The following is a 22,681-nucleotide window of genomic DNA, read 5'->3' as shown; positions in this document are numbered from 1 at the left end:
GAGAGATTCTGGCGAAGTCAGCGTGGAAAAAAACAATGTTAAAATGAGTTTCATTACGGAACGTTGTTATTGTTTTTTGTTCCGAAATGAAACCTAAAAGAACGGTGAACGACCACAATGCGAGCTTGCTCGACTTTTTCCTCTCGCGATGAATGCAGGTCACACGGTACTGTCAGCTTTTTTTTTACCGGTATTTTGGCAAGTGAGTGGGTAAAAGAGAAAGTGAGATTCGTCTGTGCCGGAGATTTGGCGGCAAATGAACGGATCGGGATCGCAAACCTTATATTTTTTATGGTTAAGTGTTCCAATATGGAACATGTGTCGTTTTTATCTGTTTCATATCAGAACAAAAAGACGAAAGATTTTTTTGTGCACGCCTCGCCATACAGTTATTGCATCGCTCCGGTACCTCCCGTTTTCGCCGTCAGCATCAGGCCAAACAGGTTAACGCCAGGGCTCACCATGTAAAAACATGTACTTATTTGAGGATGAAAGGAATGCTAAAAGTTATTCAATCTCCAGCCAAATATCTCCAGGGTCCTGACGCTTCCACCTTGTTTGGTCAATACGCTAAAAATCTGGCGGACAGCTTTTTCGTGATTGCGGATGACTTCGTGATGAAACTGGCGGGAGAGAAGGTACTCAACGGCCTGCACAGCCACGACATTAGCTGCCATGCGGAACGCTTTAACGGTGAATGTAGCCATGTTGAAATTAATCGCCTGATTACCATTCTGAAACAGCACGGTTGCCGCGGTGTGGTTGGGATTGGCGGTGGGAAAACGCTGGATACCGCCAAAGCGATTGGCTACTACCAGAAGTTGCCGGTGGTGGTGATCCCGACTATCGCGTCTACCGATGCGCCAACCAGCGCTCTGTCCGTTATCTATACCGAAGCCGGTGAGTTTGAAGAGTATCTTATCTACCCGAAAAACCCGGATATGGTGGTAATGGACACTGCAATCATTGCCAAAGCGCCGGTACGTCTGCTGGTGGCCGGGATGGGCGATGCGCTCTCGACCTGGTTTGAAGCGAAAGCCTGTTATGACGCCAGAGCGACCAGCATGGCGGGCGGACAGTCCACCGTGGCGGCGCTGAGCCTGGCGCGCTTGTGCTATGATACCCTGCTGGCGGAAGGCGAGAAGGCACGCTTTGCCGCGCAGGCCGGCGTGGTGACCGATGCGCTGGAGCGTATTGTCGAAGCTAACACTTACCTCAGCGGCATCGGCTTTGAAAGCAGCGGTCTGGCAGGGGCGCATGCGATCCACAACGGCTTTACGATTCTGGAAGAGTGCCACCATTTGTACCACGGTGAAAAAGTCGCCTTTGGTACGCTGGCGCAGCTGGTGTTGCAAAACAGCCCGATGGAAGAGATCGAAACCGTGCTGAATTTCTGTCAGAAAGTAGGCCTGCCGGTAACGTTAGCGGAAATGGGCGTGAAAGAAGACGTTGACGGCAAGATCATGGCCGTAGCAAAAGCGACCTGTGCAGAAGGTGAAACCATCCACAATATGCCGTTCCCGGTAACGCCTGAAAGCGTACATGCCGCTATTCTGACGGCAGACCTGCTTGGACAGCAGTGGCTGGCGCGTTAATCAGTCGTCGGTAGGTTTTTATCCGGCATCTTCTCCCCTCTGACAGTCTCTGCCGGAGGGGTTGTCTATGGTTAAACAGCGGAAAGGGATATGACGGCGCACACGCATAGCATCGGGAAGGAAGTCTCTTCAATCATTGCCCAGTCATGGCATCGTTGCAGCAAGTTTATGCAGCGGGAAACCTGGCAGGCGCCGCATCAGGCGCAAGGGCTGACCTTTGAGTCGATTTGTCGTCGCAAGACGGCGTTGCTGACGATTGCTCAGGCTGCGCTGGAAGATGCCTGGGAGTTTATGGACGGCCGCCCGTGCGCGCTGCTGATTCTGGATGAATCAGCCTGTATCCTCAGCCGTTGCGGCGATCCGCAGACGGTGGAACAGCTGGCGGAGCTTGGGTTTCGCGACGGCAGCTACTGTGCGGAAAGCATCATTGGCAGTTGTGCCTTGTCGCTGGCGACGATGCCGGGCCAGCCGACAAAAACCTCTGGCGATCAGCATTTTAAACAGGCTCTGCATCCGTGGTCGTTCTGCTCGACGCCGGTCTTCGATAACCATGGTCGACTGTTCGGCTCCATCTCGCTGTGTTGTCTGGTGGAGCATGAGTGCGTTTCTGATTTATCCCTGACGCTGGCGATTGCCAGAGAAGTCGGCAACTCTTTGCTGACCGACAGCCTGCTGGCTGAATCCAACCGCCATCTGAACCAGATGTACGGGCTGCTGGAGAGTATGGATGATGGTGTGATGGCCTGGAACGAACAGGGCGTATTGCAGTTCCTCAATGCGCGTGCGGCGCTGCTTTTGCATCTCGATGCGCAGGCCAGTCAGGGAAAAAACATTCACGATCTGCTCAATCTCCCCATGCTGCTGCGCCGGGCGATCAAACATGCCCGCGGCCTGAATCACGTCGAAGTTACCTTTGAAAGCCAGCATCAGTTTGTTGATGCCGTCATCACCCTAAAACCGATTGTTGAGGAACAGGGCAACAGCTTTATCCTGCTGCTGCATCCGGTGGAGCAAATGCGCCAGCTGATGACCAGCCAGCTCGGCAAGGTGAGTCACACCTTCGAGCAGATGTCGACAGACGATCCGGAAACCCGTCGCTTGATCCATTTCGGTCGCCAGGCGGCAAGGGGAAGTTTCCCGATCCTACTGTGCGGGGAAGAGGGCGTCGGTAAAGAGCTGCTGAGTCAGGCGATTCACAATGAAAGCGAGCGCGCCAGCGGACCGTATATTGCCGTGAACTGTCAACTGTATGCCAATAGCGTGCTGGGGCAGGATTTTATGGGCAGTGCGCCCACCGACGATGAAAATGGTCGGCTGAGCCGTCTTGAACTGGCGAACGGCGGCACGCTGTTTCTGGAAAAAATTGAATATCTGGCGCCGGAGCTGCAATCCGCGCTGTTACAGGTGATCAAGCAGGGGGTACTAACCCGCCTGGATGCCCGTCGGTTGATTCCGGTGGATGTCAAAGTGATCGCCACCACCACGGTTGATCTAGCCAATCTGGTGGAGCAAAACCGCTTTAGCCGTCAGCTATATTACGCGCTGCACTCTTTTGAGATAGTGATCCCCCCGCTGCGGGCGCGGCGTAACAGTATTCCCTCGCTGATTTATACGCGGCTGAATAGCCTGAAAAAACGCTTTTCATCCAGTTTGAAGATCGACGACGACGCGCTGGCACAACTGGTGGCCTATTCGTGGCCGGGCAATGACTTTGAGCTGAACAGCATTATCGAAAACATCGCTATCAGCAGTGATAACGGCCATATTCGGCTGAGCAATCTACCGGATTATCTGTTTGCCGAACGTCCTGGTCTGGAGACGGCGTCTTCACTGCTGCCAGCCAGTCTGACCTTTACCGCTATCGAAAAAGAGGCGATTATCCATGCTGCTCGCGTCACCAGCGGACGCGTACAGGAGATGTCGCAACTGCTGAACATTGGTCGCACTACCTTGTGGCGCAAGATGAAGCAATACGACATTGATGCCAGCCAGTTTAAGCGCAAGCATCTGGACTAGTTTCTTCAATTCTCGCCATCGAGAACAGCGCGTCCGACAGTCGGTTGATGTAACGCCTGGGTTCATCGCGTAACGTCAGCGTTCTGCTCATTGCGATAAGGATCCGCTCCAGTCGGCGCGTCAGAGTTCGCGCAACGTGTAGCTGTGCCGATGGCAGATTTTTCCCCGGAATAACAAACTCTTTGAGCGGGCCGCTTTGCGCCATATTGCGGTCAATAAGCTGCTCCAGCGCCTGAATATCCTCATCGCCAATAAGCTGTTGTAAGCGCGCGAGTCCTTTCTCATCGCTGGCGAGCTCTGCACCCAGTACAAACAGCATCTTCTGTATGGCGTGCAGGTCCTGGCGTAGCCCGGTCTGGTGCGTGCTGGCATAGCAGACGCCAAGCTGGGAAATCAGTTCATCCACCGTGCCATAGGCCTCAACGCGGATGTCATCTTTGTCGATACGGCTGCCGCCAAACAGCGCGGTCGTGCCTTTATCGCCGGTTCGGGTGTAGATGCGGTACATTTATTTTATCTCGTTGAAGGGAAGTACTTTGACCAGTTGACCGGCATTGGCGCCAAGCGTTCGGATCTGCGCAATTCCGGCGCGGATATGCCCACGGATCAGCGCCCGATCTTCGGGCAACTGGGCGTGGGTTAAAGCAATATCACCCGTGGCGTTAAGACCCAGACCGACACGTAGCGTTGAGCTTTTGGCCGCAAGTTTGCTCAATGCCAGCGCGCAGTCATGCTCGTCGCAACAGATTGCCCGGCAAGGGACGCCTTGCTCTTCCAGTCCCCAGCACAGCTCATCAAGCACGCGAGTATCCTGCCAGCGTGAGTGATAAAACAGATGTACACCCGGTGATGAAAGTGACATTGCGCCCCCTGCGTTATCAGAATGCCTGACGGAAGATCTCGGCAATTTCTTTCTCGTTCCCTTTGCGTGGGTTAGAGAAGGCGTTGCCGTCCTTCAGCGCCATTTCCGCCATGTACGGGAAATCGGCTTCTTTGACGCCCAGATCGCGCAGATGCTGCGGAATGCCGATGTCAGCGGAGAGACGGGCAATGGCGTGAATGGCCAGTTCGGCGGCATCCATGGTGGAAAGTCCGTCAGTGTTTTCGCCCATAAATTCTGCGATATCGGCAAATTTCTCCGGGTTAGCGATCAGGTTATAGCGCGCCACGTGCGGGAGCAGAACGGCATTCGCCACGCCGTGTGGCATGTCGTACAGACCGCCAAGCTGATGCGCCATTGCGTGAACGTAGCCGAGGTTGGCGTTGTTGAAGGCCATGCCCGCCAGCAGAGAGGCGTAGGCCATGTTCTCGCGAGCTTTCAGGTTGCTGCCCAGCGCTACGGCCTGACGCAAGTTGCGTGCGATCAGGCGAATAGCCTGAATAGCGGCGGCGTCGGTGACCGGGTTGGCATCTTTGGAAATATAGGCTTCTACGGCGTGGGTCAGGGCGTCCATACCGGTCGCGGCGGTCAGCGGAGCGGGTTTGCCGAGCATAAGCAGCGGATCGTTAATGGAGACCGACGGCAGGTTGCGCCAGCTGACAATCACAAACTTCACTTTGGTTTTGGTATTGGTCAGCACGCAGTGGCGGGTGACTTCGCTGGCGGTACCGGCAGTGGTATTCACCGCAACGATAGGCGGCAGCGGGTTGGTCAGGGTTTCAATCCCGGCATAGCTGTAGAGATCGCCTTCGTGAGTTGCCGCGATACCGATGCCTTTACCGCAGTCATGCGGGCTACCGCCGCCAACGGTAACGATGATATCGCAATGCTCTTTGCGAAAGACCTCCAGACCATCGCGCACGTTGGTGTCTTTGGGATTTGGCTCAACGCCGTCAAAAACCACCACGTCAATGCCCGCTTCACGTAAATGGGCGAGTGTTTTATCTACCGCACCGTCTTTAATAGCCCGCAGACCTTTATCTGTAACCAGCAGCGCTTTTTTACCGCCTAACAGTTTGCAGCGTTCGCCGACAACGGAAATAGCATTGGGGCCAAAGAAGTTCACATTTGGCACCAGGTAATCAAACATACGATAGCTCATAATATACCTTCTTAGATTTAAATTATAATTCAGAGAAAAAATTCAGTGCGGTTTCTGCTAATAATCTGTCTTGTTCGACAGTGCCGCCGCTAACGCCAACGGCACCAATTAACTTACCGTTTAATATGACAGGTAAGCCGCCGCCGAAAATAACAATGCGCTGTTGGTTAGTAAGCTGCAAACCATATAGCGAAGCGCCAGGTTGTACCGCGTCGGTAATTTCATGGGTACCCTGGCGCAGGCAGCAGGCGGTATACGCTTTATTAAGAGAGATATCACAGCTGGTGACAAACGCATCGTCCATGCGTTGCATTAGCAGCGTATTCCCGCCGTGATCCACCACGGAAAAGACCACCGGAACGTTGATCTCAAGCGCTTTAGCCTCAACGGCCTGCGCCATTTTTTTTGCAGCCGCCAGCGTAATGGTGGCAATTTGTTGGCTCTTATTCACAGTCTCTCCTGAAAATGTTGTAGGGCTGAGGTCACGAAACATATCGCGCAACAGCTATTTTTATCATTGGCTTTACCTTATTTTCTCGCGGCGCATTATTAAGTCAATAGGGTGGATTTTTCATAAAAATTAAATTTATTTCCCTGATTTTGCGTTTATTGATAATGATCATTTAACCTCGTCACAATTCACGATGGATATTCCTGAATTGCGTTTCAATATGGAACGATGCATTTTTATTAGGTGCCAAATTGGAACGAAATTAATTTTATTTTTTTTATTGCTTGGCTCATTTAGAGTTCGGCCATTGCTGATGAAAGGCGAATGCCGGGTGTGATGTCCCCGGCAATGCGGCCCGGCGTCCCTATTTTTTACCTTTTGAGTCAATAAATCATGAGAAGATCAAAACGATTCGAAGTGCTTGCGAAGCGGCCTGTAAATCAGGATGGGCTGATTGGCGAATGGCCTGAAGAGGGGCTGATCGCCATGGAAAGCCCCTACGATCCGACGTCGTCGGTGAAGGTGGAAAATGGTCGTATTGTTGAGCTGGACGGTAAGAGCCGAGCCGAGTTCGACATGATCGACCGTTTCATTGCCGACTATGCGATTAACGTGGCCGAAGCTGAGCGCGCCATGCAGCTCGACGCGCTGGAGATCGCCAGAATGCTGGTGGATATCCACGTCAGTCGGGAAGAGATTATTGCCATTACCACCGCCATCACCCCGGCGAAAGCGGTGGAAGTGATGGCGCAAATGAACGTGGTGGAGATGATGATGGCGCTACAAAAAATGCGCGCCAGACGCACTCCCTCCAACCAGTGCCACGTGACTAACCTGAAAGATAACCCGGTACAGATTGCCGCCGACGCTGCTGAAGCGGGGATCCGCGGCTTTTCCGAGCAGGAAACGACGGTCGGGATCGCCCGCTACGCGCCGTTTAACGCCCTGGCACTGCTGGTGGGTTCCCAGTGCGGTCGCCCCGGTGTGCTGACGCAATGTTCCGTTGAAGAGGCCACGGAGCTGGAGTTGGGCATGCGAGGGCTAACCAGTTATGCCGAAACGGTGTCGGTGTATGGCACAGAATCGGTGTTTACCGACGGTGATGACACGCCGTGGTCCAAAGCGTTTCTCGCCTCGGCTTATGCGTCGCGTGGTCTGAAGATGCGCTACACCTCCGGCACCGGCTCGGAAGCGCTGATGGGCTATTCCGAAAGTAAATCGATGCTTTATCTGGAGTCGCGCTGCATTTTTATCACCAAAGGCGCGGGCGTACAGGGGCTGCAAAATGGTGCGGTCAGCTGTATCGGCATGACCGGCGCAGTGCCGTCAGGGATCCGCGCGGTGCTGGCGGAAAACCTGATTGCCTCAATGCTCGACCTTGAAGTGGCCTCCGCCAATGACCAGACCTTTTCCCACTCCGATATTCGCCGTACTGCCCGCACCCTGATGCAGATGCTGCCGGGTACCGACTTTATTTTCTCCGGTTACAGCGCGGTACCCAACTACGACAACATGTTTGCCGGGTCGAACTTCGACGCTGAAGATTTCGATGATTACAACATTCTGCAACGCGATCTGATGGTTGACGGCGGTCTGCGTCCAGTCACGGAAGAGGAAACCATCGCCATTCGCAATAAGGCCGCACGCGCCATTCAGGCAGTGTTCCGCGAACTGGGCCTGCCGCTGATTAGCGATGAAGAAGTCGAAGCTGCTACTTATGCTCACGGCAGCAAAGATATGCCTGCGCGTAATGTAGTTGAGGATTTGGCTGCCGTGGAAGAGATGATGAAGCGCAATATCACCGGGCTGGATATCGTCGGCGCGTTGAGTTGCAGCGGCTTCGAAGATATCGCCAGCAATATCCTCAACATGCTGAGACAGCGTGTTACCGGTGATTACCTGCAAACGTCGGCCATTCTGGATCGCCAGTTCGACGTCGTCAGCGCCGTCAACGACATCAATGATTATCAGGGACCTGGTACCGGCTATCGCATCAGTGCCGAACGCTGGGCGGAAATTAAAAATATTGCGGGCGTGGTTCAGCCCGGCTCGATCGAATAAGGCGGTACACAGTGGAATGCACAACTGAATGTAAGCCGGTTTTCACCTTACAGGTGAGCGAAGGCGAGGCGGCTAACGCGGATGAACGCGTGGATGAGGTGGTGATTGGCGTCGGCCCGGCATTTGATAAGTATCAGCATAAAACCTTGATTGATATGCCGCACAACGCGATTTTGAAAGAGCTGGTTGCTGGCATCGAAGAAGAGGGGCTGCATGCGCGGGTGGTGAGAATTCTGCGCACCTCGGATGTTTCTTTTATGGCATGGGATGCGGCAAATCTCAGCGGCTCAGGCATTGGGATTGGTATCCAGTCGAAAGGAACCACGGTGATTCATCAGCGCGATCTGCTGCCGCTAAGTAACCTGGAACTGTTTTCTCAGGCTCCGCTGCTGACGCTGGAAACCTATCGTCAGATTGGTAAAAACGCCGCGCGATATGCACGCAAAGAGTCGCCTTCGCCGGTGCCAGTGGTCAATGACCAGATGGTGCGCCCTAAATTTATGGCCAAGGCCGCGCTGTTTCATATCAAAGAAACCAAACACGTGGTGCAGGATGCTGCGCCTGTCACGTTGCATATTGCACTGGTAAGGGAATGACCATGAACGACAACATCATGACCGCGCAGGATTACCCATTAGCCACCCGCTGCCCGGAGAAAATCCAGACGCCTACCGGCAAGCCGCTAACCGACATTACCCTTGAGAATGTGCTGGCGGGCCGCGTAGGGCCGCAGGATGTGCGTATTTCTCAGCAAACGCTGGAGTACCAGGCGCAGATTGCCGAGCAGATGCAGCGTCATGCCGTGGCGCGCAATTTTCGTCGTGCGGCAGAACTGATTGCGATCCCGGATGCCCGCATTCTGGAGATCTACAACGCACTGAGGCCGTTTCGTTCTTCGTTCGCCGAGTTGCAGGCCATTGCCGATGAACTGGAACACACCTGGCACGCCACGGTGAACGCCGGGTTTGTCCGCGAATCGGCAGAGGTATACCAGCAGAGAAATAAGCTGCGTAAAGGCAGTCAGTGACGGAGGCAGCATGCCGTTAATTGCAGGGATCGATATCGGCAACGCCACCACCGAAGTGGCGTTGGCGCAGGATGGCCGGTTTATCGCCAGCGGGATTGTCGCCACGACCGGGATGAAAGGCACGCGGGAAAATATCGCCGGGGTAGTCGCGTCCCTGCAGCAGGCGCTGGATAAAACGCCGTGGTCGCTGCAGGATGTGGCAAAAATCTGCATCAACGAGGCCGCGCCGGTTATTGGCGATGTGGCGATGGAAACCATCACTGAAACCATCATTACCGAATCAACGATGATTGGCCATAACCCGCAAACGCCCGGCGGCGTTGGCGTGGGCATGGGAACCACCATCGCCGTGGAGAAGTTGGCGGCGTTGGATGAGGATCGATTTGCCCAGGGCTGGATCCCGTTGGTGGACGAGGAGATGGATTTCCTTGAGGCGGTTTGGTTTATCAATGAAGCGATGGATCGCGGCATCAACGTAGTGGCGGCCATCCTGAAAAAGGATGATGGCGTGCTGGTGAATAATCGCCTGCACCGGCCAATACCGGTGGTTGATGAAGTCACTCTGCTGGAGAAGGTGCCGGAAGGCGTGCTGGCGGCGGTGGAAGTGGCGGCCCCGGGACAGGTGGTGCGGGTGCTGTCGAATCCTTACGGCATCGCGACCTTCTTTGCCCTGACGCCGGAGGAAACGCAAACTATCGTCCCCATCGCCAGAGCGCTGATTGGCAACCGTTCCGCCGTGGTGCTGAAAACCCCGCAGGGTGATGTGCGCTCAAGGATTATCCCGGCAGGCAAGATCGTTATCCGTGGCGAAAAGCGCAGTAGTGAAGCCGACGTAGCGCAAGGCGCACAGGCCATTATGCAGGCGATGAGCGCCTGTGCGCCCGTGTGCGATATTCGTGGGGAAGCTGGTACGCACGCAGGCGGCATGCTGGAGCGGGTGCGTAAGGTGATGGCCTCGCTGACCGGTCATGACATGAACACGGTGCATATTCAGGATCTATTGGCGGTCGATACATTTATTCCGCGCAAGGTGCAGGGCGGCATCGCCGGAGAGTGTTCAATGGAGAACGCCGTGGGCATTGCGGCGATGGTGAAAGCCGATCGTTTACAGATGCAGGCCATCGCCAGTGAGCTGAGCGTCCGGTTAAACACTCTGGTTGAGGTGGGCGGCGTGGAGGCTAACATGGCCGTGGCGGGGGCGTTAACTACGCCCGGATGCGCCGCACCGCTGGCGATCCTTGACTTAGGCGCAGGATCTACCGATGCCGCCGTCATCAATAGCGACGGCGTAGTGAAAGCGGTACATCTGGCCGGCGCGGGGAATATGGTCAGCCTGTTGATTCAAACTGAGCTGGGCTTAAGCGATGCATTTCTGGCGGAGGAAATAAAAAAATACCCGCTGGCAAAAGTGGAGAGCCTGTTCAGCATTCGCCATGAGAACGGCGCGGTGGAGTTTTTCCGCGAACCGCTCAGTCCGTCAGTATTCGCCAAAGTGGTGTACTTGAAAGAGGGTGAGCTGATCCCGGTAGATAACCAGACCTCGCTGGAAAAAATCCGTCTGGTGCGCCGACAGGCTAAAGAGAAGGTTTTTGTGACCAACTGCCTGCGCGCGTTACGCCAGGTGTCACCCGGTGGCTCTATTCGCGATATGACTTTTGTGGTGCTGGTAGGCGGTTCTTCGCTGGATTTCGAAATCCCGCAGATGATCACCGATGCGCTGGCGCATTACGGCGTTGTCGCCGGGCAGGGTAATATTCGAGGTACCGAAGGGCCGCGTAATGCGGTGGCAACTGGGCTAGTTTTAGCCGGAGAAGCAAAAAAATAGCGCAGAAAACAGCCGCGCAAGCGTTTAGCTGCGGGGTAAGTCAAATAAAGGCGATGTTCTCTTTGATATCCCGGCGGAGTTGGGTACATAGTATAAATGTGTCTCTCACGTGGTTAATTTTAAGGATAAGAGCATGCCAACAGCAATTGAGAAAGCATTGGATTTTATTGGTGGTATGAACACTTCGGCGTCAGTACCACATTCAATGGATGAAAGTACCGCTAAGGGAATCTTAAAGTATTTGCATGACTTAGGTGTGCCAGCGAGTCCGGAAGTTGTGATGGCACGGGGTGAGCAAGAGGGATGGAATCCCGAGTTCACGAAAAAAGTGGCCGGATGGGCAGAAAAAGTCGCCTCCGGTAACCGCATCCTTATCAAGAACCCAGAGTATTTTTCAACCTATATGCAGGAGCAGCTCAAAGAGCTAGTGTGAGCTGACTATCGAATTAAACTCTAACGGACGTTTCCATCCCAGGATGGCGGCGTCCAGATGGGGTTGCCATTAACATGCTGTTTTCTGAACAGGTGTATCGCGTAAATAGCTTTAGCCCCCGCCAGCCATGTTCTTCTGTGTACTCATTCAACATATTGATGTAAGCAAGTATTGATTTTGCTACATGCCAATTTCCACGGAATGCCCATAAAAAAAGGACCTGCGATTTCTCGCAAGTCCTTGAGATTTGGTGGCCCCTGCTGGACTTGAACCAGCGACCAAGCGATTATGAGTCGCCTGCTCTAACCACTGAGCTAAGGGGCCGTGGCGGTGGATTATAAAGTAACTCCGCGTTGCAATCCAGACATAAGCGTACGGATGCTGTTTTTATAAACAATGTATTTTCAGTCCGTTATACTGGTTCCTCTGATGTATTGTTCGGAGTAATTATGGTTAAGGACATACTGGCACCGGAGCTGCGGGTGGTGTTTTGCGGTATCAATCCGGGGCTTTCTTCCGCAGGTACAGGATTCCCCTTTGCGCACCCCGCTAATCGCTTCTGGAAGGTTATCCATCAGGCGGGATTTACCGATCGCCAGCTTAAACCTGAAGAGGCACAGCATCTGCTGGACTTTCGCTGCGGCGTGACTAAGTTTGTCGACAGACCAACGGTACAAGCCAATGAAGTGAAGCTACAAGAGATGCGTAGCGGCGGTCGTCTGCTTATTGAGAAAATAGAAGAGTATCAGCCAGCCGCGCTCGCTATCCTTGGGAAACAGGCATTTGAGCAGGGGCTTAGCCAGCGTGGGGCGCAGTGGGGAAAACAGACGCTGACCATTGGCGCGACGCAGATTTGGGTATTGCCGAATCCCAGCGGATTGAGCCGGATTACACTGGATAAGCTGGTGGAGGCGTATCGCGAGTTGGATGATGCGCTGGTCATGCGCGGGATGTAAAGAAAAACGCCACCTTGCGGTGGCGTTTGAACTTATACGGCGAGATTAATCGTCGAGGAAGCTACGCAACACTTCAGAGCGGCTCGGGTGGCGCAGTTTACGCAGCGCTTTCGCTTCGATCTGACGGATACGTTCGCGGGTAACGTCGAACTGTTTACCCACTTCTTCCAGCGTGTGGTCGGTATTCATATCGATACCGAAGCGCATACGCAGAACTTTCGCTTCACGGGCGGTCAGGCCAGCCAGAACGTCGTGCGTTGCGGCACGCAGGCTCTCGGTGGTCGCAGAGTCCAGCGGCAGCTCGAGGGTGGTATCCTCGATGAAATCACCCAGATGCGAATCTTCATCGTCGCCGATTGGCGTTTCCATGGAGATAGGCTCTTTAGCGATCTTCAGCACTTTACGGATCTTGTCTTCCGGCATCAGCATGCGCTCAGCCAGTTCTTCTGGCGTCGGCTCGCGGCCCATCTCTTGCAGCATCTGACGGGAGATACGGTTGAGCTTGTTGATAGTCTCAATCATATGTACCGGGATACGGATGGTACGCGCCTGATCCGCGATCGAACGGGTGATCGCCTGACGGATCCACCAGGTTGCATAGGTGGAGAACTTGTAACCACGACGGTATTCAAACTTATCAACCGCTTTCATCAGACCGATGTTACCTTCCTGAATCAGATCCAGGAACTGCAAGCCACGGTTGGTGTATTTTTTAGCGATAGAGATAACCAGACGTAAGTTCGCTTCAACCATCTCTTTTTTCGCACGGCGGGCTTTCGCTTCACCGATGGACATGCGACGGTTGATATCTTTAACCTGCTCGATGGTCAGGCCGGTTTCTTCTTCAATCTGCTGCAGTTTCTGCAGGCCGCGGTGAACGTCATCTGCAACGTCGTGCAGTTTTTCAGACCACGGTTTGTTCATCGCGATTGCCGCGTTGAACCAGGTTTCACTGGTTTCGTTGCCAGTGAACAGGGTGATGAAGTTTTTCTTCGGCATTTTGCACTGCTCAACGCAGAGCTTCATGATCAGACGTTCCTGAGTACGCACGCGGTCCATCATGACGCGCATGCTGTTTACCAGGTAGTCGAACTGCTTCGGCACCAGGCGGAACTGTTTGAACACTTCGGACAGCTTCTGAATTTCTTCCTGCGCGGCAGCATGGCTGCGGCCTTTCGCTTTGATGGTGTCGCGAGTGATTTCGTACTGAGTACGCAGTTCACCGAATTTTTCACGCGCTAACTCAGGGTCGATGCTGTTGTCATCATCGCTGCTGTCGTCGTCGCCATCTTCTTCATCTTCGTCTTCATCGTCATCCATCTCTTCCTGAGAGAGTTCAGAACCGACGTGGGTCGCCGTTGGCGCCATGTCTTCTTCCGCATTTGGATCGACAAAGCCAGTGATCAGATCGGAAAGACGTGCTTCTTCAGCTTCTACGCGATCGTACTGCTCAAGCAGGTAGGTGATAGCTTCCGGGTATTCGGCAACGGAGCATTGAACCTGGTTAATCCCGTCTTCGATGCGTTTAGCGATGTCGATTTCGCCTTCGCGGGTTAACAGTTCAACGGTACCCATTTCACGCATGTACATGCGGACCGGGTCAGTCGTACGACCGATTTCGGACTCAACGCTGGACAGAACCTGGGCAGCCGCTTCTTCCGCGTCTTCATCGGTGCTGTTGGAGGTTTCAGCAAGCAGCAGATCATCGGCATCAGGTGCTTCTTCCATCACCTGAATACCCATGTCATTGATCATTTGGATGATGTCTTCGATTTGATCTGAATCGACGATATCTTCCGGCAGATGGTCATTGACCTCGGCATAGGTCAGATAGCCTTGCTCCTTACCACGTTGGACAAGAAGCTTCAGCTGTGACTGCGGGTTTTGCTCCATAAGACGGTATCCACACTTAATTCGTTTGATTGGTGTTGGGCGGTAAAACCGCCAACGGCAAAACGAGGGCATACTTATATTTTGCCGCTGCCTCTCCGTGCGGCTGTCGGGGGCTTCCCGATCGATATTCGGCAGTTAAGCCGTTAAATACTTCATCTTTCACGTTGTCTCTGCGTTAGCTGTGTTCTCTCTTCCTGGTCATGTACTTATGTACACTCCCAGGCGTTCGTTCACTTGCTGCCTTGATACAACGCGAATGATTTTGTCTTTGTTTGTCTTTCTCTTATTTCTTGGCCAGTTCCTGGTTCAGTGTCCAGAGTTCCCGGCGTTCTTCGCTGCTTAAACCGTGTGTGCGCTCACGAGCTATCAACTCTTCCTGGCGCAGTTCAAGCATCGAATCAAACATATGGTTGAGTGAGTCGGTGAAGGTTTTTTCCGCGATATCTTTATCTGCTATATCGTCCCACATCGACAGTTTTTCAAGGGTCGCAGCATCATTTGTGCCACGGTAGTGTTCTAAAAGTTGCCCGGTGGTCAGACCTGGCTGAGCCAGACAAGTGTTGACCAGTTCTCTGAATAAGCCAAGTCCAGGCAGCTTATTACTATCCAGTGCGCCTAACGGTGGAACCAGCGGGGCGAGGCCCGGGTTCTGTACCAGCAACCCTATAAGTATACGCATGGTCGTACGTTTTAGCTGTGGAACAGGGCGGGAAGCCCCATTTTCTGCCAGTTTAGGCATTAAACGTTCAAGCTGGCTGTCATCCAGAATGCCGAGCTTGTTCCCCAACTCCTGTCGCAAGTAAATGCGCAACGTTTCGCCTGGTATCTGAGTAATCAGCGGTAATGCCAGCGTACTGAGCTGTGCGCGTCCGTCCGGGGTACTCAAATCCACCTGCGGCAGCAGGCTGTTAAATAAAAACGCGGAGAGCGGCAGCGCCTGCTCCATCCGGGCCTCAAAGGCCTCTTTCCCTTCTTTACGCACCAGCGTATCGGGGTCTTCGCCGTCAGGTAAAAACATGAAGCGTAGCTGGCGTCCGTCTGTCATATAGGGCAGTGCGGTTTCCAGCGCGCGCCATGCTGCGTCGCGTCCGGCACGGTCGCCGTCGTAACAGCAAATTACGTTGTTCGTCGCGCGGAACAACAGTTGGATGTGATCGGCAGTAGTTGACGTCCCTAGGGATGCCACGGCGTAGTTAATGCCGTATTGCGCCAGCGCCACCACATCCATATAGCCTTCTACCACTAACAGGCGCTGTGGATCGGCGTTATCCTGCTGGGCTTCATAAAGGCCATACAGCTGGCGGCCTTTATGGAAAATATCGGTTTCCGGGGAGTTCAGATATTTCGGCAGGGCATCGCCCAGCACGCGTCCACCAAAACCAATGACTCGACCACGTTTGTCGCGAATGGGGAACATCACCCGTTCGCGGAAGCGATCGTAACTGCGTCCCTGATCGTTGGTGACCAACATCCCCGCATCGACCAGCGATTTGCGATTCTCAGCATTGCCGCCAAACCGTTTCAGGACGTTGTCCCAGCCGGGGGGCGCAAAACCAATAGCAAAACGGGTGATAACGTCGCTACTTAATCCTCGCTTTTCCAGGTACTGGCGCGCAGGGGTAGCGGCGGGCTGCATCAAAGACTGTTGATAAAAAGTGTTCAGGCCGTCCATCAATTGATAAAGGCTTTGCCGTTGATGGCGCTCTATCTGACTGGGGCCACTGCCTGCTTCATAGGGCACTTCAAGGTTGTGCATTGCGGCCAGTTCTTCGACGGTTTCCACAAACTCGAGCTTGTCGTAGTTCATGAGAAAGTCGACGGCGTTGCCATGCGCGCCACACCCAAAGCAGTGATAAAACTGTTTTTCACCGTTTACGGTGAAAGAGGGGGTTTTTTCGTTATGGAACGGACAGCACGCGTGATAATTTTTGCCCTGCTTTTTCAGCTTTACCCGCGCGTCGATGAGATCGACGATGTCGGTTCTTGCCAGCAGGTCATTGATAAAAACGCGAGGAATTCGTCCAGCCATAAGCCCCTGTTTTTTGATGACTCATATACACAAAATCATTCAGGATGCATCAAGGCGGCAAGGAAGCGAATCCTCAGGAGCGTACAGCTGTACGTGACTGGGGTGAGCGACTGCAGCCAACGCTGAGGCAGCTTGAATGATGACGTGTATAAACGAAAATAAGCCGCGCATTCCTTCCGGAAGCACGGCCTTACAACTACAACTCAGTCTGAATTGAGAGCTTTGGCTCTCAATGGATTAGTACAGACGAGTACGGCGTGCGTTTTCGCGAGCCAGTTTCTTCGCGTGACGTTTCACAGCAGAAGCTTTAGCGCGCTTACGTTCGGTAGTCGGTTTTTCATAGAACTCACGACGACGAACTTCCGCCAGAACACCTGCTTTTTCGCATGAACGCTTGAAGCGACGCAGTGCTACGTCGAACGGCTCGTTTTCACGTACTTTAATTACCGGCATGTAACTCTCACCTTTAATAAATTCGGTTTGCCGCTGGCATCAACGCCAGCTTATTTCAAAATGGTGCGGAATTTTACTGCAATTGCTGCTGCTTTGTAAAGCACCGACGCGATTTTGAAAGGGACTTTTATAAGGACAAGGAGTATACACGAGCGAAACTCCTGGGGCGAACAAAGTTTTACATCAACCCGCATTGGTCCTACACTGCGCGGTAATAGAGCGAGGTAAAACAAGTCATGCGTGTACTGGGTATTGAAACATCCTGCGATGAAACCGGCATCGCCATTTACGACGATGAAAAAGGTCTTTTAGCCAACCAATTGTATAGTCAGGTGAAATTACATGCTGACTACGGCGGCGTAGTGCCTGAACTGGCCTCGCGCGATCACGTACGTAAAACCGTACCGTTGATCCAGGCCGCGCTGAAAGAAGCGGGACTGACGGCAAAAGAGATCGATGCGGTGGCGTATACCGCAGGTCCTGGTCTGGTTGGTGCGCTGCTGGTTGGCGCAACCGTAGGACGTTCGCTGGCGTTCGCCTGGGGCGTACCGGCAATTCCTGTGCACCACATGGAAGGGCATCTGCTGGCGCCAATGCTGGAAGATAATCCCCCTGCATTCCCGTTCGTCGCGCTGCTGGTTTCCGGCGGCCACACGCAGTTGATCAGCGTCACCGGTATCGGTCAGTATGAATTGCTGGGCGAATCGATTGATGATGCTGCCGGTGAAGCGTTCGACAAAACCGCCAAGCTGCTGGGATTGGATTATCCTGGTGGCCCAATGCTGTCAAAGCTGGCATCACAAGGCGTTGAAAAACGTTTTGTCTTCCCGCGTCCGATGACTGACCGTCCGGGGCTGGATTTCAGCTTCTCAGGTTTGAAAACCTTCGCTGCGAATACCATTCGTAATAACGAAAATGACGATCAGACCCGCGCTGATATCGCCCGAGCGTTTGAAGATGCGGTGGTTGATACGCTGATGATCAAGTGCAAACGCGCGCTGGATCAAACCGGTTTTAAACGTCTGGTGATGGCGGGAGGCGTGAGTGCGAACCGTACGCTGCGCGCAAAGCTGGCTGAGATGATGCAAAAACGTCGTGGCGAAGTGTTTTACGCGCGTCCGGAATTTTGTACCGATAACGGGGCGATGATCGCCTACGCGGGCATGGTGCGCTTTAAAGCGGGTGCAACGGCGGATCTTGGCGTGACCGTGCGTCCACGCTGGCCGCTGGCGGAATTACCGGCAGCATAAGTTTTTTTTGCCCGGTGGCGCTGCGTTTACCGGGCTTACAAAACCGTAGGCCGGGTCTGGCGAAGCCGCCACCCGGCGATAATTCTTACTACATCCGCAGCATGCCTTTCTCTTCCAGAAACGCAATAATCGTCGCCAGACCGTCGCCCGCCTTCAGGTTAGTAAACGTCCACGGACGCTCGCCGCGCATGCGCAAAGTATCGCGCTCCATCACCTCCAGCGATGCGCCGACGTAAGGGGCAAGATCGGTTTTATTGATCACCAGAAAATCGGATTTGGTGATCCCCGGACCACCTTTACGCGGGATCTTCTCGCCTTCAGCAACATCGATCACATAGATCGTCAGATCCGCGAGTTCCGGGCTGAAGGTGGCGCTCAGGTTATCGCCGCCGCTTTCCACAAAAATCAGATCCAGATTGCCGAATTTCTCGCTCAGCGCTTCTACGGCGGCCAGATTCATCGACGCATCTTCGCGGATGGCGGTATGCGGGCAGCCACCGGTTTCCACACCAACGATTCTGTCCGGTTCCAGTGCGCCAGCCTCGGTGAGAATGCGCTGATCTTCTTTGGTGTAGATATCATTGGTCACTACCGCCAATTGATAGCTGCTGCGCATGGCTTTGCATAACGCTTCCAGCAGCGCCGTTTTGCCCGAGCCAACCGGGCCACCAACGCCCACACGCAAGGGATGTTTGTAGTTACTCATTTTTTCTCCTCAGGAGCGGAATAATCGGGAATATTGGGTTTCATGCCGGGCAGACGCGATAGCGGCCAACGGCGTTGCGGAGCCGAGGCTGGTGTCAGGACACGTCAGCGCCTGTGCCAAACCCTGCGCATAGCGATCGCAGAGCGCAATAATCAAACGCTGGGCCGCCTGTTGTCCAAAAGGAACCAGCTTGACGCCAGCCATGACAGCACTCTCAATCCAGCTGTAGCCGAGGCTTAACGCCAGCTCCGTCAGCGGAATTTTCCAGCGCACGCCCAGCCAGGCCATGCCGCAGAGTTGGCTGTCGACAAAGAGGGTGCGCCATTCTCGCGAGCAATCCGCCTCCCAGTCGGTGACCAGCCGCGTAAACGCCGCACCCCGACTGCGTTCTTCATCCCGCAGTTCGCGGGTTTCGCGACAGGCCAGCAGGTAAGCGCTCCAGCGGCGTGCTGCGTCGAGATCGTCCAGCTCGCAGGCGCGATACAGTCTCGCCAGCAGCGGTAGGTCAACGGTAAAAAAGTTCTGCTCCATCTGCTGGATTTGCCAGGCAGAGAAGTCATCGACGCTTTTCACCCAGCCGATTTCCACCGCCCACTCCAGACCCTGGGACCAGGTAAATGACCCTACCGGGAGCGCGCTGCTGGCGAGCTGCATCAGGCGTAGCTGTTGGCTGTTATGCATCAGTGCGCATGGCCGTGGTGATGCCCGTGTGATTCACTGGCATAAGCGCCTGCTTCAGGTTCAAACGGCAACTGGGCGAATGTCACCTCAAGGTTGAACTGGCGCAGCATGTCGTCCAGCACATGATCGTGATGGTAACGCAGTTCATCAGGCAGGATTTGCAGCGGAACGTGGCGATTACCGAGGTGATAACAGGCTTTGGCGAGCAGGAAAGGATCGGCGCAGCGCACCACGGAAACCGACTCCGGTGCGGCGATCACTTCGATCACTTCGCTGCCATCTTCGGTACTTAGCAGATCGCCACCGCGCAGCAGCAAACCACGCGGTAGCATTAGCCCGGCTTCGCGACCGTCGTTCAGTGCTACCCTGGCGCGACTTTTTACCCGGATATCAATGGGCAGCGTGACGCTTGCAGTAACGCGGTGAGCGTGGTCAAGGCGTTGGGTCAGATAGATCATCGTCACTCCTCAAAACAGAAAATAGCGTTGCGCCATCGGCAAAACATCTGCCGGTTCGCTGGTGATAAGTTCGCCATCAATACGCACCTCGTAAGTCTGAGCATCGACGGTGATATTGGGTTGCAGGCCGTTGTGGATCATGTCGACCTTTTTCACTGTCCGACAGCCTTTGACGACGGCGATAGCGCTTTGCAGATTGAGCTGCTGCGGGATGTTTTGCGCGTCAGCGGCCTGCGAAATAAAGGTCAGCCGGGTGTGGTGCCGCGCCGCGCCAAGCGCGCCGAACATCATGCGGTAATGCACCGGCTGCGGGGTGGGGATCGAGGCGTTGATATCGCCCATTGGCGCGCAGGCGATCATCCCGCCCTTGACGATCGTCGCCGGTTTTACGCCAAAAAAGGCGGGCGACCACAGCACCAGATCGGCCAGTTTGCCAGGCTCAACGGAGCCGACTTCATGGGCGATACCGTGGGTTAATGCCGGGTTGATGGTGTATTTGGCGACGTAGCGTTTAACGCGCAGGTTGTCGTTGTCACCGGTTTCTTCTGCCAACGGGCCACGCTGAACCTTCATGCGGTGCGCCACCTGCCAGGTACGCAGGATCACTTCGCCAACGCGCCCCATCGCCTGTGAATCGGACGAGGTCAGGGAAAACGCGCCAATGTCATGCAGCACATCTTCGGCAGCGATTGTTTCCCGGCGAATGCGGGATTCGGCAAAGGCCACGTCTTCGGCGATATCCGGATCGAGGTGGTGGCAAACCATCAGCATGTCGAGATGCTCGTCGATAGTGTTGACGGTATAGGGCAGCGTCGGGTTAGTGGAGGAGGGCAGAATATTCGGATGCGCGCAGGCGGTGATGATATCCGGCGCATGGCCGCCGCCCGCGCCTTCAGTGTGAAAAGTATGAATGGTGCGATCGCCAATCGCCGCCAGCGTATCTTCAACGAAACCGGACTCGTTGAGCGTGTCGCTGTGCAGCGCGACCTGGATGTCCATTTCGTCGGCCACGGTTAGCGCGCAGTCGATAGCGGCAGGCGTGGCGCCCCAGTCTTCATGGATTTTCAGGCCAATTGCGCCCGCGCTGATTTGCTCGCGCAAGGCGTCTGGGTTTGAGCCATTGCCTTTGCCCAGCAAACCGATGTTAACCGGTAACGTGTCTGCCGCCTGCAGCATGCGCGCGATGTACCAGGGGCCCGGCGTGCAGGTGGTGGCGTGAGTGCCTGCCGCCGGACCGGTGCCGCCGCCGATCATCGTCGTCACCCCGGAAACCAGCGCCTCCTGCGCCTGCTGTGGGCAGATCCAGTGAATATGCGTATCCACGCCGCCCGCAGTGACGATCTTACCTTCCCCAGCGATGACTTCAGTTCCTACGCCTATCGGGATCGTGACGTTGGGTTGAATATCGGGATTACCTGCTTTGCCGATGGCGAAGATCCTGCCGTTTTTGATGCCGATATCCGCTTTCACGATCCCCCAGTGATCGACGATCAGCGCGTTGGTTATCACCAGATCCACGCATGCATCGGCGCGCATTTGTCCCTGGCCCATGCCGTCGCGGATCACTTTTCCGCCGCCGAATTTGACCTCTTCGCCGTAGGTGGTGAAGTCTTGTTCCACCTCGATCCACAGGTCGGTATCCGCTAGGCGCACTTTATCGCCGGTGGTTGGGCCAAACATGTCGGCGTATGCCTGCCGGGAAATGTCACTCATTATCTGCCTCCAGTGCGCCCATCACTTCGCTGCGAAAACCCACGATCCTTTGTGCACCAGCAACGCGCACCAGTTCGACTTCGCGTTTTTGTCCCGGCTCAAAACGCACCGCTGTGCCCGCAGCAATGTTCAGACGAAAACCGCGTGCAGCCAGCCTGTCAAAGCGCAGCGCCGGGTTTACTTCGTAAAAGTGATAGTGCGATCCCACCTGGATGGGTCTGTCGCCATGATTTTCCACCACGATCGTGCAGGTCTCCCGCCCCTGATTAAGCGCGATATTGCCTTTTGCGATCTGATATTCACCTGGGATCATTGCCGCTCCTTAGACGATCGGGTTGTGGACAGTGACCAGCTTCGAACCGTCCGGAAATGTGGCTTCAACCTGAATATCCGGGATCATCTCCGGTACGCCTTCCATCACCTGATCGCGGCGCAGGACGTGACGCCCGTCTTCCATCAGCGCGGCCACGGTTTGCCCGTCACGCGCCCCTTCCATGATGAAAGCACTAATTAGCGCCACCGATTCCGGGTAGTTCAGCTTCAGCCCGCGGGCCAGGCGACGTTCCGCCACCAGCGCAGCGGTAAACAGCAACAGCTTGTCTTTTTCTCTGGGAGTCAGTTCCATAAGGGTTCTCTTAGGTTTGCCAGATTCGCGGGAGTACGGGCGCTTTGTGTGTCAGCAGCGGGCGCAGAAATTGCCAGATGTCGCGCATAACGCGCTGGACAACCAGGTTGTCGTTAGCAAGAAAACGGATTGTCAGCAGCGAATCGTTAAGCGTTGCCCCGGCGTAATCGCCAAGCGCCGTAAGCCGCTTCCGCGTGCCCTCGAGCATATGTTCGCTGGCCGGATAACACAGCAACGTGCCGACCCAGGGATGATGTGCGACGCCGCTCAGATTCCCCTCCTGCAACTGCAAGCGTTCTATCAGCAGTGGCTGCCCATCTCGCCATACTTCCTGGCGGTTTTGCAGCGTGCCGTAACTGAAGGTCTCCTGCATAACCGGTCGGCCAAGACACAGCAGATCCCAGGCCAGCAGTCGGCTTGCGGATGTCAGATGAAAGACGGTCTGAATAGCGGCGTTGGCGCCGGGA

Annotated in this window: 23 protein-coding genes and 1 tRNA gene; 9 read left to right on the top strand and 15 right to left on the bottom strand. The window is 54.6% G+C overall.

Features of this window, described 5'->3' with window-relative positions; genetic code table 11:
* The first annotated feature begins 497 nt into the window (after positions 1-497).
* Together FDW94_RS19320 and dhaR are read left to right on the top strand one after the other, a co-directional pair.
* On the top strand, positions 498-1,595 hold the full coding sequence (locus FDW94_RS19320) for a glycerol dehydrogenase (protein WP_079935257.1): 1,098 nt from the start codon (positions 498-500) through the stop codon (positions 1,593-1,595).
* Positions 1,596-1,685: 90 nt separating this feature from the next.
* Positions 1,686-3,611 carry a dihydroxyacetone kinase operon transcriptional regulator DhaR gene (gene dhaR / locus FDW94_RS19315; RefSeq protein ID WP_137378104.1) on the top strand — a complete coding sequence of 642 codons (1,926 nt, stop codon included), beginning with the start codon at positions 1,686-1,688 and terminating at the stop codon, positions 3,609-3,611.
* On the opposite strand, the gene FDW94_RS19310 is transcribed toward dhaR, so the two are convergent.
* From FDW94_RS19310 to FDW94_RS19295, 4 genes are read right to left on the bottom strand one after another with little or no spacing between them, the layout of a single operon-like run.
* Positions 3,589-4,119 carry a cob(I)yrinic acid a,c-diamide adenosyltransferase gene (locus FDW94_RS19310; RefSeq protein WP_137378103.1) on the bottom strand — a complete coding sequence of 177 codons (531 nt, stop codon included), beginning with the start codon at positions 4,117-4,119 and terminating at the stop codon, positions 3,589-3,591. The genes dhaR and FDW94_RS19310 overlap by 23 nt on opposite strands.
* The gene (locus FDW94_RS19305) at positions 4,120-4,473 is read right to left on the bottom strand and encodes a glycerol dehydratase reactivase beta/small subunit family protein (protein ID WP_103284692.1); all 354 of its coding nucleotides are present in this window, start codon (positions 4,471-4,473) and stop codon (positions 4,120-4,122) included.
* A gap of 16 nt (positions 4,474-4,489) precedes the next feature.
* Positions 4,490-5,653 (bottom strand): 1,3-propanediol dehydrogenase, encoded by a 1,164-nt coding sequence (dhaT, locus tag FDW94_RS19300; protein WP_003024734.1) that lies wholly within the window; start codon positions 5,651-5,653, stop codon positions 4,490-4,492.
* Between the two features lie 22 nt (positions 5,654-5,675).
* Entirely contained in the window at positions 5,676-6,104 is a 429-nt protein-coding gene (locus tag FDW94_RS19295; protein ID WP_137378102.1) for a heme-binding protein, read from the bottom strand.
* Positions 6,105-6,497: 393 nt separating this feature from the next.
* Between FDW94_RS19295 and FDW94_RS19290 the strand changes: the two genes are divergently transcribed.
* The 5 genes from FDW94_RS19290 to FDW94_RS19270 all read left to right on the top strand — a co-directional run bounded on the left by FDW94_RS19290 (position 6,498) and on the right by FDW94_RS19270 (position 11,450).
* On the top strand, positions 6,498-8,165 hold the full coding sequence (locus FDW94_RS19290; RefSeq protein WP_048215504.1) for a propanediol/glycerol family dehydratase large subunit: 1,668 nt from the start codon (positions 6,498-6,500) through the stop codon (positions 8,163-8,165).
* Positions 8,166-8,176: 11 nt separating this feature from the next.
* The gene (locus tag FDW94_RS19285) at positions 8,177-8,761 is read left to right on the top strand and encodes a propanediol/glycerol family dehydratase medium subunit (RefSeq protein ID WP_137378101.1); all 585 of its coding nucleotides are present in this window, start codon (positions 8,177-8,179) and stop codon (positions 8,759-8,761) included.
* A gap of 2 nt (positions 8,762-8,763) precedes the next feature.
* A complete protein-coding gene (locus FDW94_RS19280) occupies positions 8,764-9,192 on the top strand; it encodes a diol dehydratase small subunit (protein ID WP_003024721.1) in 429 nt (142 codons plus the stop codon).
* 10 nt (positions 9,193-9,202) lie between these two features.
* The gene (locus FDW94_RS19275) at positions 9,203-11,017 is read left to right on the top strand and encodes a diol dehydratase reactivase subunit alpha (RefSeq protein WP_137378100.1); all 1,815 of its coding nucleotides are present in this window, start codon (positions 9,203-9,205) and stop codon (positions 11,015-11,017) included.
* A gap of 109 nt (positions 11,018-11,126) precedes the next feature.
* Complete coding sequence (locus FDW94_RS19270; RefSeq protein WP_001573898.1) at positions 11,127-11,450, top strand: DUF1889 family protein; 324 nt, start codon at positions 11,127-11,129, stop codon at positions 11,448-11,450.
* Positions 11,451-11,698: 248 nt separating this feature from the next.
* On the opposite strand, the gene FDW94_RS19265 is transcribed toward FDW94_RS19270, so the two are convergent.
* Positions 11,699-11,774 (bottom strand) — tRNA-Ile (locus tag FDW94_RS19265).
* Between the two features lie 125 nt (positions 11,775-11,899).
* Between FDW94_RS19265 and mug the strand changes: the two genes are divergently transcribed.
* Positions 11,900-12,406, top strand: a complete 507-nt coding sequence (gene mug, locus FDW94_RS19260) for a G/U mismatch-specific DNA glycosylase (RefSeq protein WP_008785849.1) — start codon at positions 11,900-11,902, stop codon at positions 12,404-12,406.
* Positions 12,407-12,451: 45 nt separating this feature from the next.
* On the opposite strand, the gene rpoD is transcribed toward mug, so the two are convergent.
* The 3 genes from rpoD to rpsU form a co-directional block, all read right to left on the bottom strand.
* A complete protein-coding gene (rpoD, locus tag FDW94_RS19255) occupies positions 12,452-14,299 on the bottom strand; it encodes an RNA polymerase sigma factor RpoD (RefSeq protein ID WP_003024699.1) in 1,848 nt (615 codons plus the stop codon).
* A 283-nt stretch (positions 14,300-14,582) separates the two neighbouring features.
* Positions 14,583-16,328 (bottom strand): DNA primase, encoded by a 1,746-nt coding sequence (gene dnaG, locus FDW94_RS19250; protein WP_137378099.1) that lies wholly within the window; start codon positions 16,326-16,328, stop codon positions 14,583-14,585.
* Positions 16,329-16,565: 237 nt separating this feature from the next.
* Positions 16,566-16,781 carry a 30S ribosomal protein S21 gene (gene rpsU, locus FDW94_RS19245; RefSeq protein WP_001144069.1) on the bottom strand — a complete coding sequence of 72 codons (216 nt, stop codon included), beginning with the start codon at positions 16,779-16,781 and terminating at the stop codon, positions 16,566-16,568.
* 236 nt (positions 16,782-17,017) lie between these two features.
* Here rpsU and tsaD point away from each other — a divergent pair, with 236 nt between their 5' ends.
* Entirely contained in the window at positions 17,018-18,031 is a 1,014-nt protein-coding gene (gene tsaD / locus FDW94_RS19240) for a tRNA (adenosine(37)-N6)-threonylcarbamoyltransferase complex transferase subunit TsaD (RefSeq protein WP_003024694.1), read from the top strand.
* Between the two features lie 88 nt (positions 18,032-18,119).
* Here the strand turns inward: tsaD and ureG are convergent, their stop codons facing one another.
* The 7 genes from ureG to FDW94_RS24545 all read right to left on the bottom strand — a co-directional run.
* Positions 18,120-18,737, bottom strand: coding sequence for an urease accessory protein UreG (gene ureG / locus FDW94_RS19235; protein WP_137378098.1), 618 nt, complete (start codon positions 18,735-18,737; stop codon positions 18,120-18,122).
* Positions 18,738-18,746: 9 nt separating this feature from the next.
* A complete protein-coding gene (locus FDW94_RS19230) occupies positions 18,747-19,418 on the bottom strand; it encodes an urease accessory protein UreF (protein ID WP_137378097.1) in 672 nt (223 codons plus the stop codon).
* On the bottom strand, positions 19,418-19,876 hold the full coding sequence (gene ureE, locus FDW94_RS19225) for an urease accessory protein UreE (RefSeq protein ID WP_137378096.1): 459 nt from the start codon (positions 19,874-19,876) through the stop codon (positions 19,418-19,420). The genes FDW94_RS19230 and ureE overlap by 1 nt, the downstream gene beginning before the upstream one ends.
* Before the next feature lie 9 nt (positions 19,877-19,885).
* Positions 19,886-21,589, bottom strand: coding sequence for an urease subunit alpha (ureC, locus tag FDW94_RS19220; RefSeq protein ID WP_048215519.1), 1,704 nt, complete (start codon positions 21,587-21,589; stop codon positions 19,886-19,888).
* The gene (locus FDW94_RS19215; protein WP_057067197.1) at positions 21,582-21,902 is read right to left on the bottom strand and encodes an urease subunit beta; all 321 of its coding nucleotides are present in this window, start codon (positions 21,900-21,902) and stop codon (positions 21,582-21,584) included. Before FDW94_RS19215 ends, ureC begins: the two co-directional genes overlap by 8 nt.
* A 9-nt stretch (positions 21,903-21,911) precedes the next feature.
* Entirely contained in the window at positions 21,912-22,214 is a 303-nt protein-coding gene (locus tag FDW94_RS19210; RefSeq protein WP_003024678.1) for an urease subunit gamma, read from the bottom strand.
* 10 nt (positions 22,215-22,224) lie between these two features.
* A partial coding sequence (locus tag FDW94_RS24545) for an urease accessory protein UreD (protein WP_249358644.1) occupies positions 22,225-22,681 on the bottom strand: 457 nt, incomplete at its 5' end.

The sequence above is a fragment of the Citrobacter sp. wls757 genome (genome assembly GCF_005280935.1).
In the GTDB taxonomy this organism is placed as follows: Bacteria; Pseudomonadota; Gammaproteobacteria; order Enterobacterales; family Enterobacteriaceae; genus Citrobacter; species Citrobacter portucalensis.
This window is presented reverse-complemented; position numbering and strand designations above follow the sequence as displayed.

Bases quoted from the DNA above. Each gene is read 5' to 3' on its own strand.
- FDW94_RS19320 (WP_079935257.1), top strand. From the start codon at position 498: ATGCTAAAAGTTATTCAATCTCCAGCCAAATATCTCCAGGGTCCTGAC.
- dhaR (WP_137378104.1), top strand. From the start codon at position 1,686: ATGACGGCGCACACGCATAGCATCGGGAAGGAAGTCTCTTCAATCATT.
- FDW94_RS19310 (WP_137378103.1), bottom strand. From the start codon at position 4,119: ATGTACCGCATCTACACCCGAACCGGCGATAAAGGCACGACCGCGCTG.
- FDW94_RS19305 (WP_103284692.1), bottom strand. From the start codon at position 4,473: ATGTCACTTTCATCACCGGGTGTACATCTGTTTTATCACTCACGCTGG.
- dhaT (WP_003024734.1), bottom strand. From the start codon at position 5,653: ATGAGCTATCGTATGTTTGATTACCTGGTGCCAAATGTGAACTTCTTT.
- FDW94_RS19290 (WP_048215504.1), top strand. From the start codon at position 6,498: ATGAGAAGATCAAAACGATTCGAAGTGCTTGCGAAGCGGCCTGTAAAT.
- FDW94_RS19280 (WP_003024721.1), top strand. From the start codon at position 8,764: ATGAACGACAACATCATGACCGCGCAGGATTACCCATTAGCCACCCGC.
- FDW94_RS19275 (WP_137378100.1), top strand. From the start codon at position 9,203: ATGCCGTTAATTGCAGGGATCGATATCGGCAACGCCACCACCGAAGTG.
- mug (WP_008785849.1), top strand. From the start codon at position 11,900: ATGGTTAAGGACATACTGGCACCGGAGCTGCGGGTGGTGTTTTGCGGT.
- rpoD (WP_003024699.1), bottom strand. From the start codon at position 14,299: ATGGAGCAAAACCCGCAGTCACAGCTGAAGCTTCTTGTCCAACGTGGT.
- dnaG (WP_137378099.1), bottom strand. From the start codon at position 16,328: ATGGCTGGACGAATTCCTCGCGTTTTTATCAATGACCTGCTGGCAAGA.
- rpsU (WP_001144069.1), bottom strand. From the start codon at position 16,781: ATGCCGGTAATTAAAGTACGTGAAAACGAGCCGTTCGACGTAGCACTG.
- tsaD (WP_003024694.1), top strand. From the start codon at position 17,018: ATGCGTGTACTGGGTATTGAAACATCCTGCGATGAAACCGGCATCGCC.
- ureG (WP_137378098.1), bottom strand. From the start codon at position 18,737: ATGAGTAACTACAAACATCCCTTGCGTGTGGGCGTTGGTGGCCCGGTT.
- FDW94_RS19230 (WP_137378097.1), bottom strand. From the start codon at position 19,418: ATGCATAACAGCCAACAGCTACGCCTGATGCAGCTCGCCAGCAGCGCG.
- ureE (WP_137378096.1), bottom strand. From the start codon at position 19,876: ATGATCTATCTGACCCAACGCCTTGACCACGCTCACCGCGTTACTGCA.
- ureC (WP_048215519.1), bottom strand. From the start codon at position 21,589: ATGAGTGACATTTCCCGGCAGGCATACGCCGACATGTTTGGCCCAACC.
- FDW94_RS19215 (WP_057067197.1), bottom strand. From the start codon at position 21,902: ATGATCCCAGGTGAATATCAGATCGCAAAAGGCAATATCGCGCTTAAT.
- FDW94_RS19210 (WP_003024678.1), bottom strand. From the start codon at position 22,214: ATGGAACTGACTCCCAGAGAAAAAGACAAGCTGTTGCTGTTTACCGCT.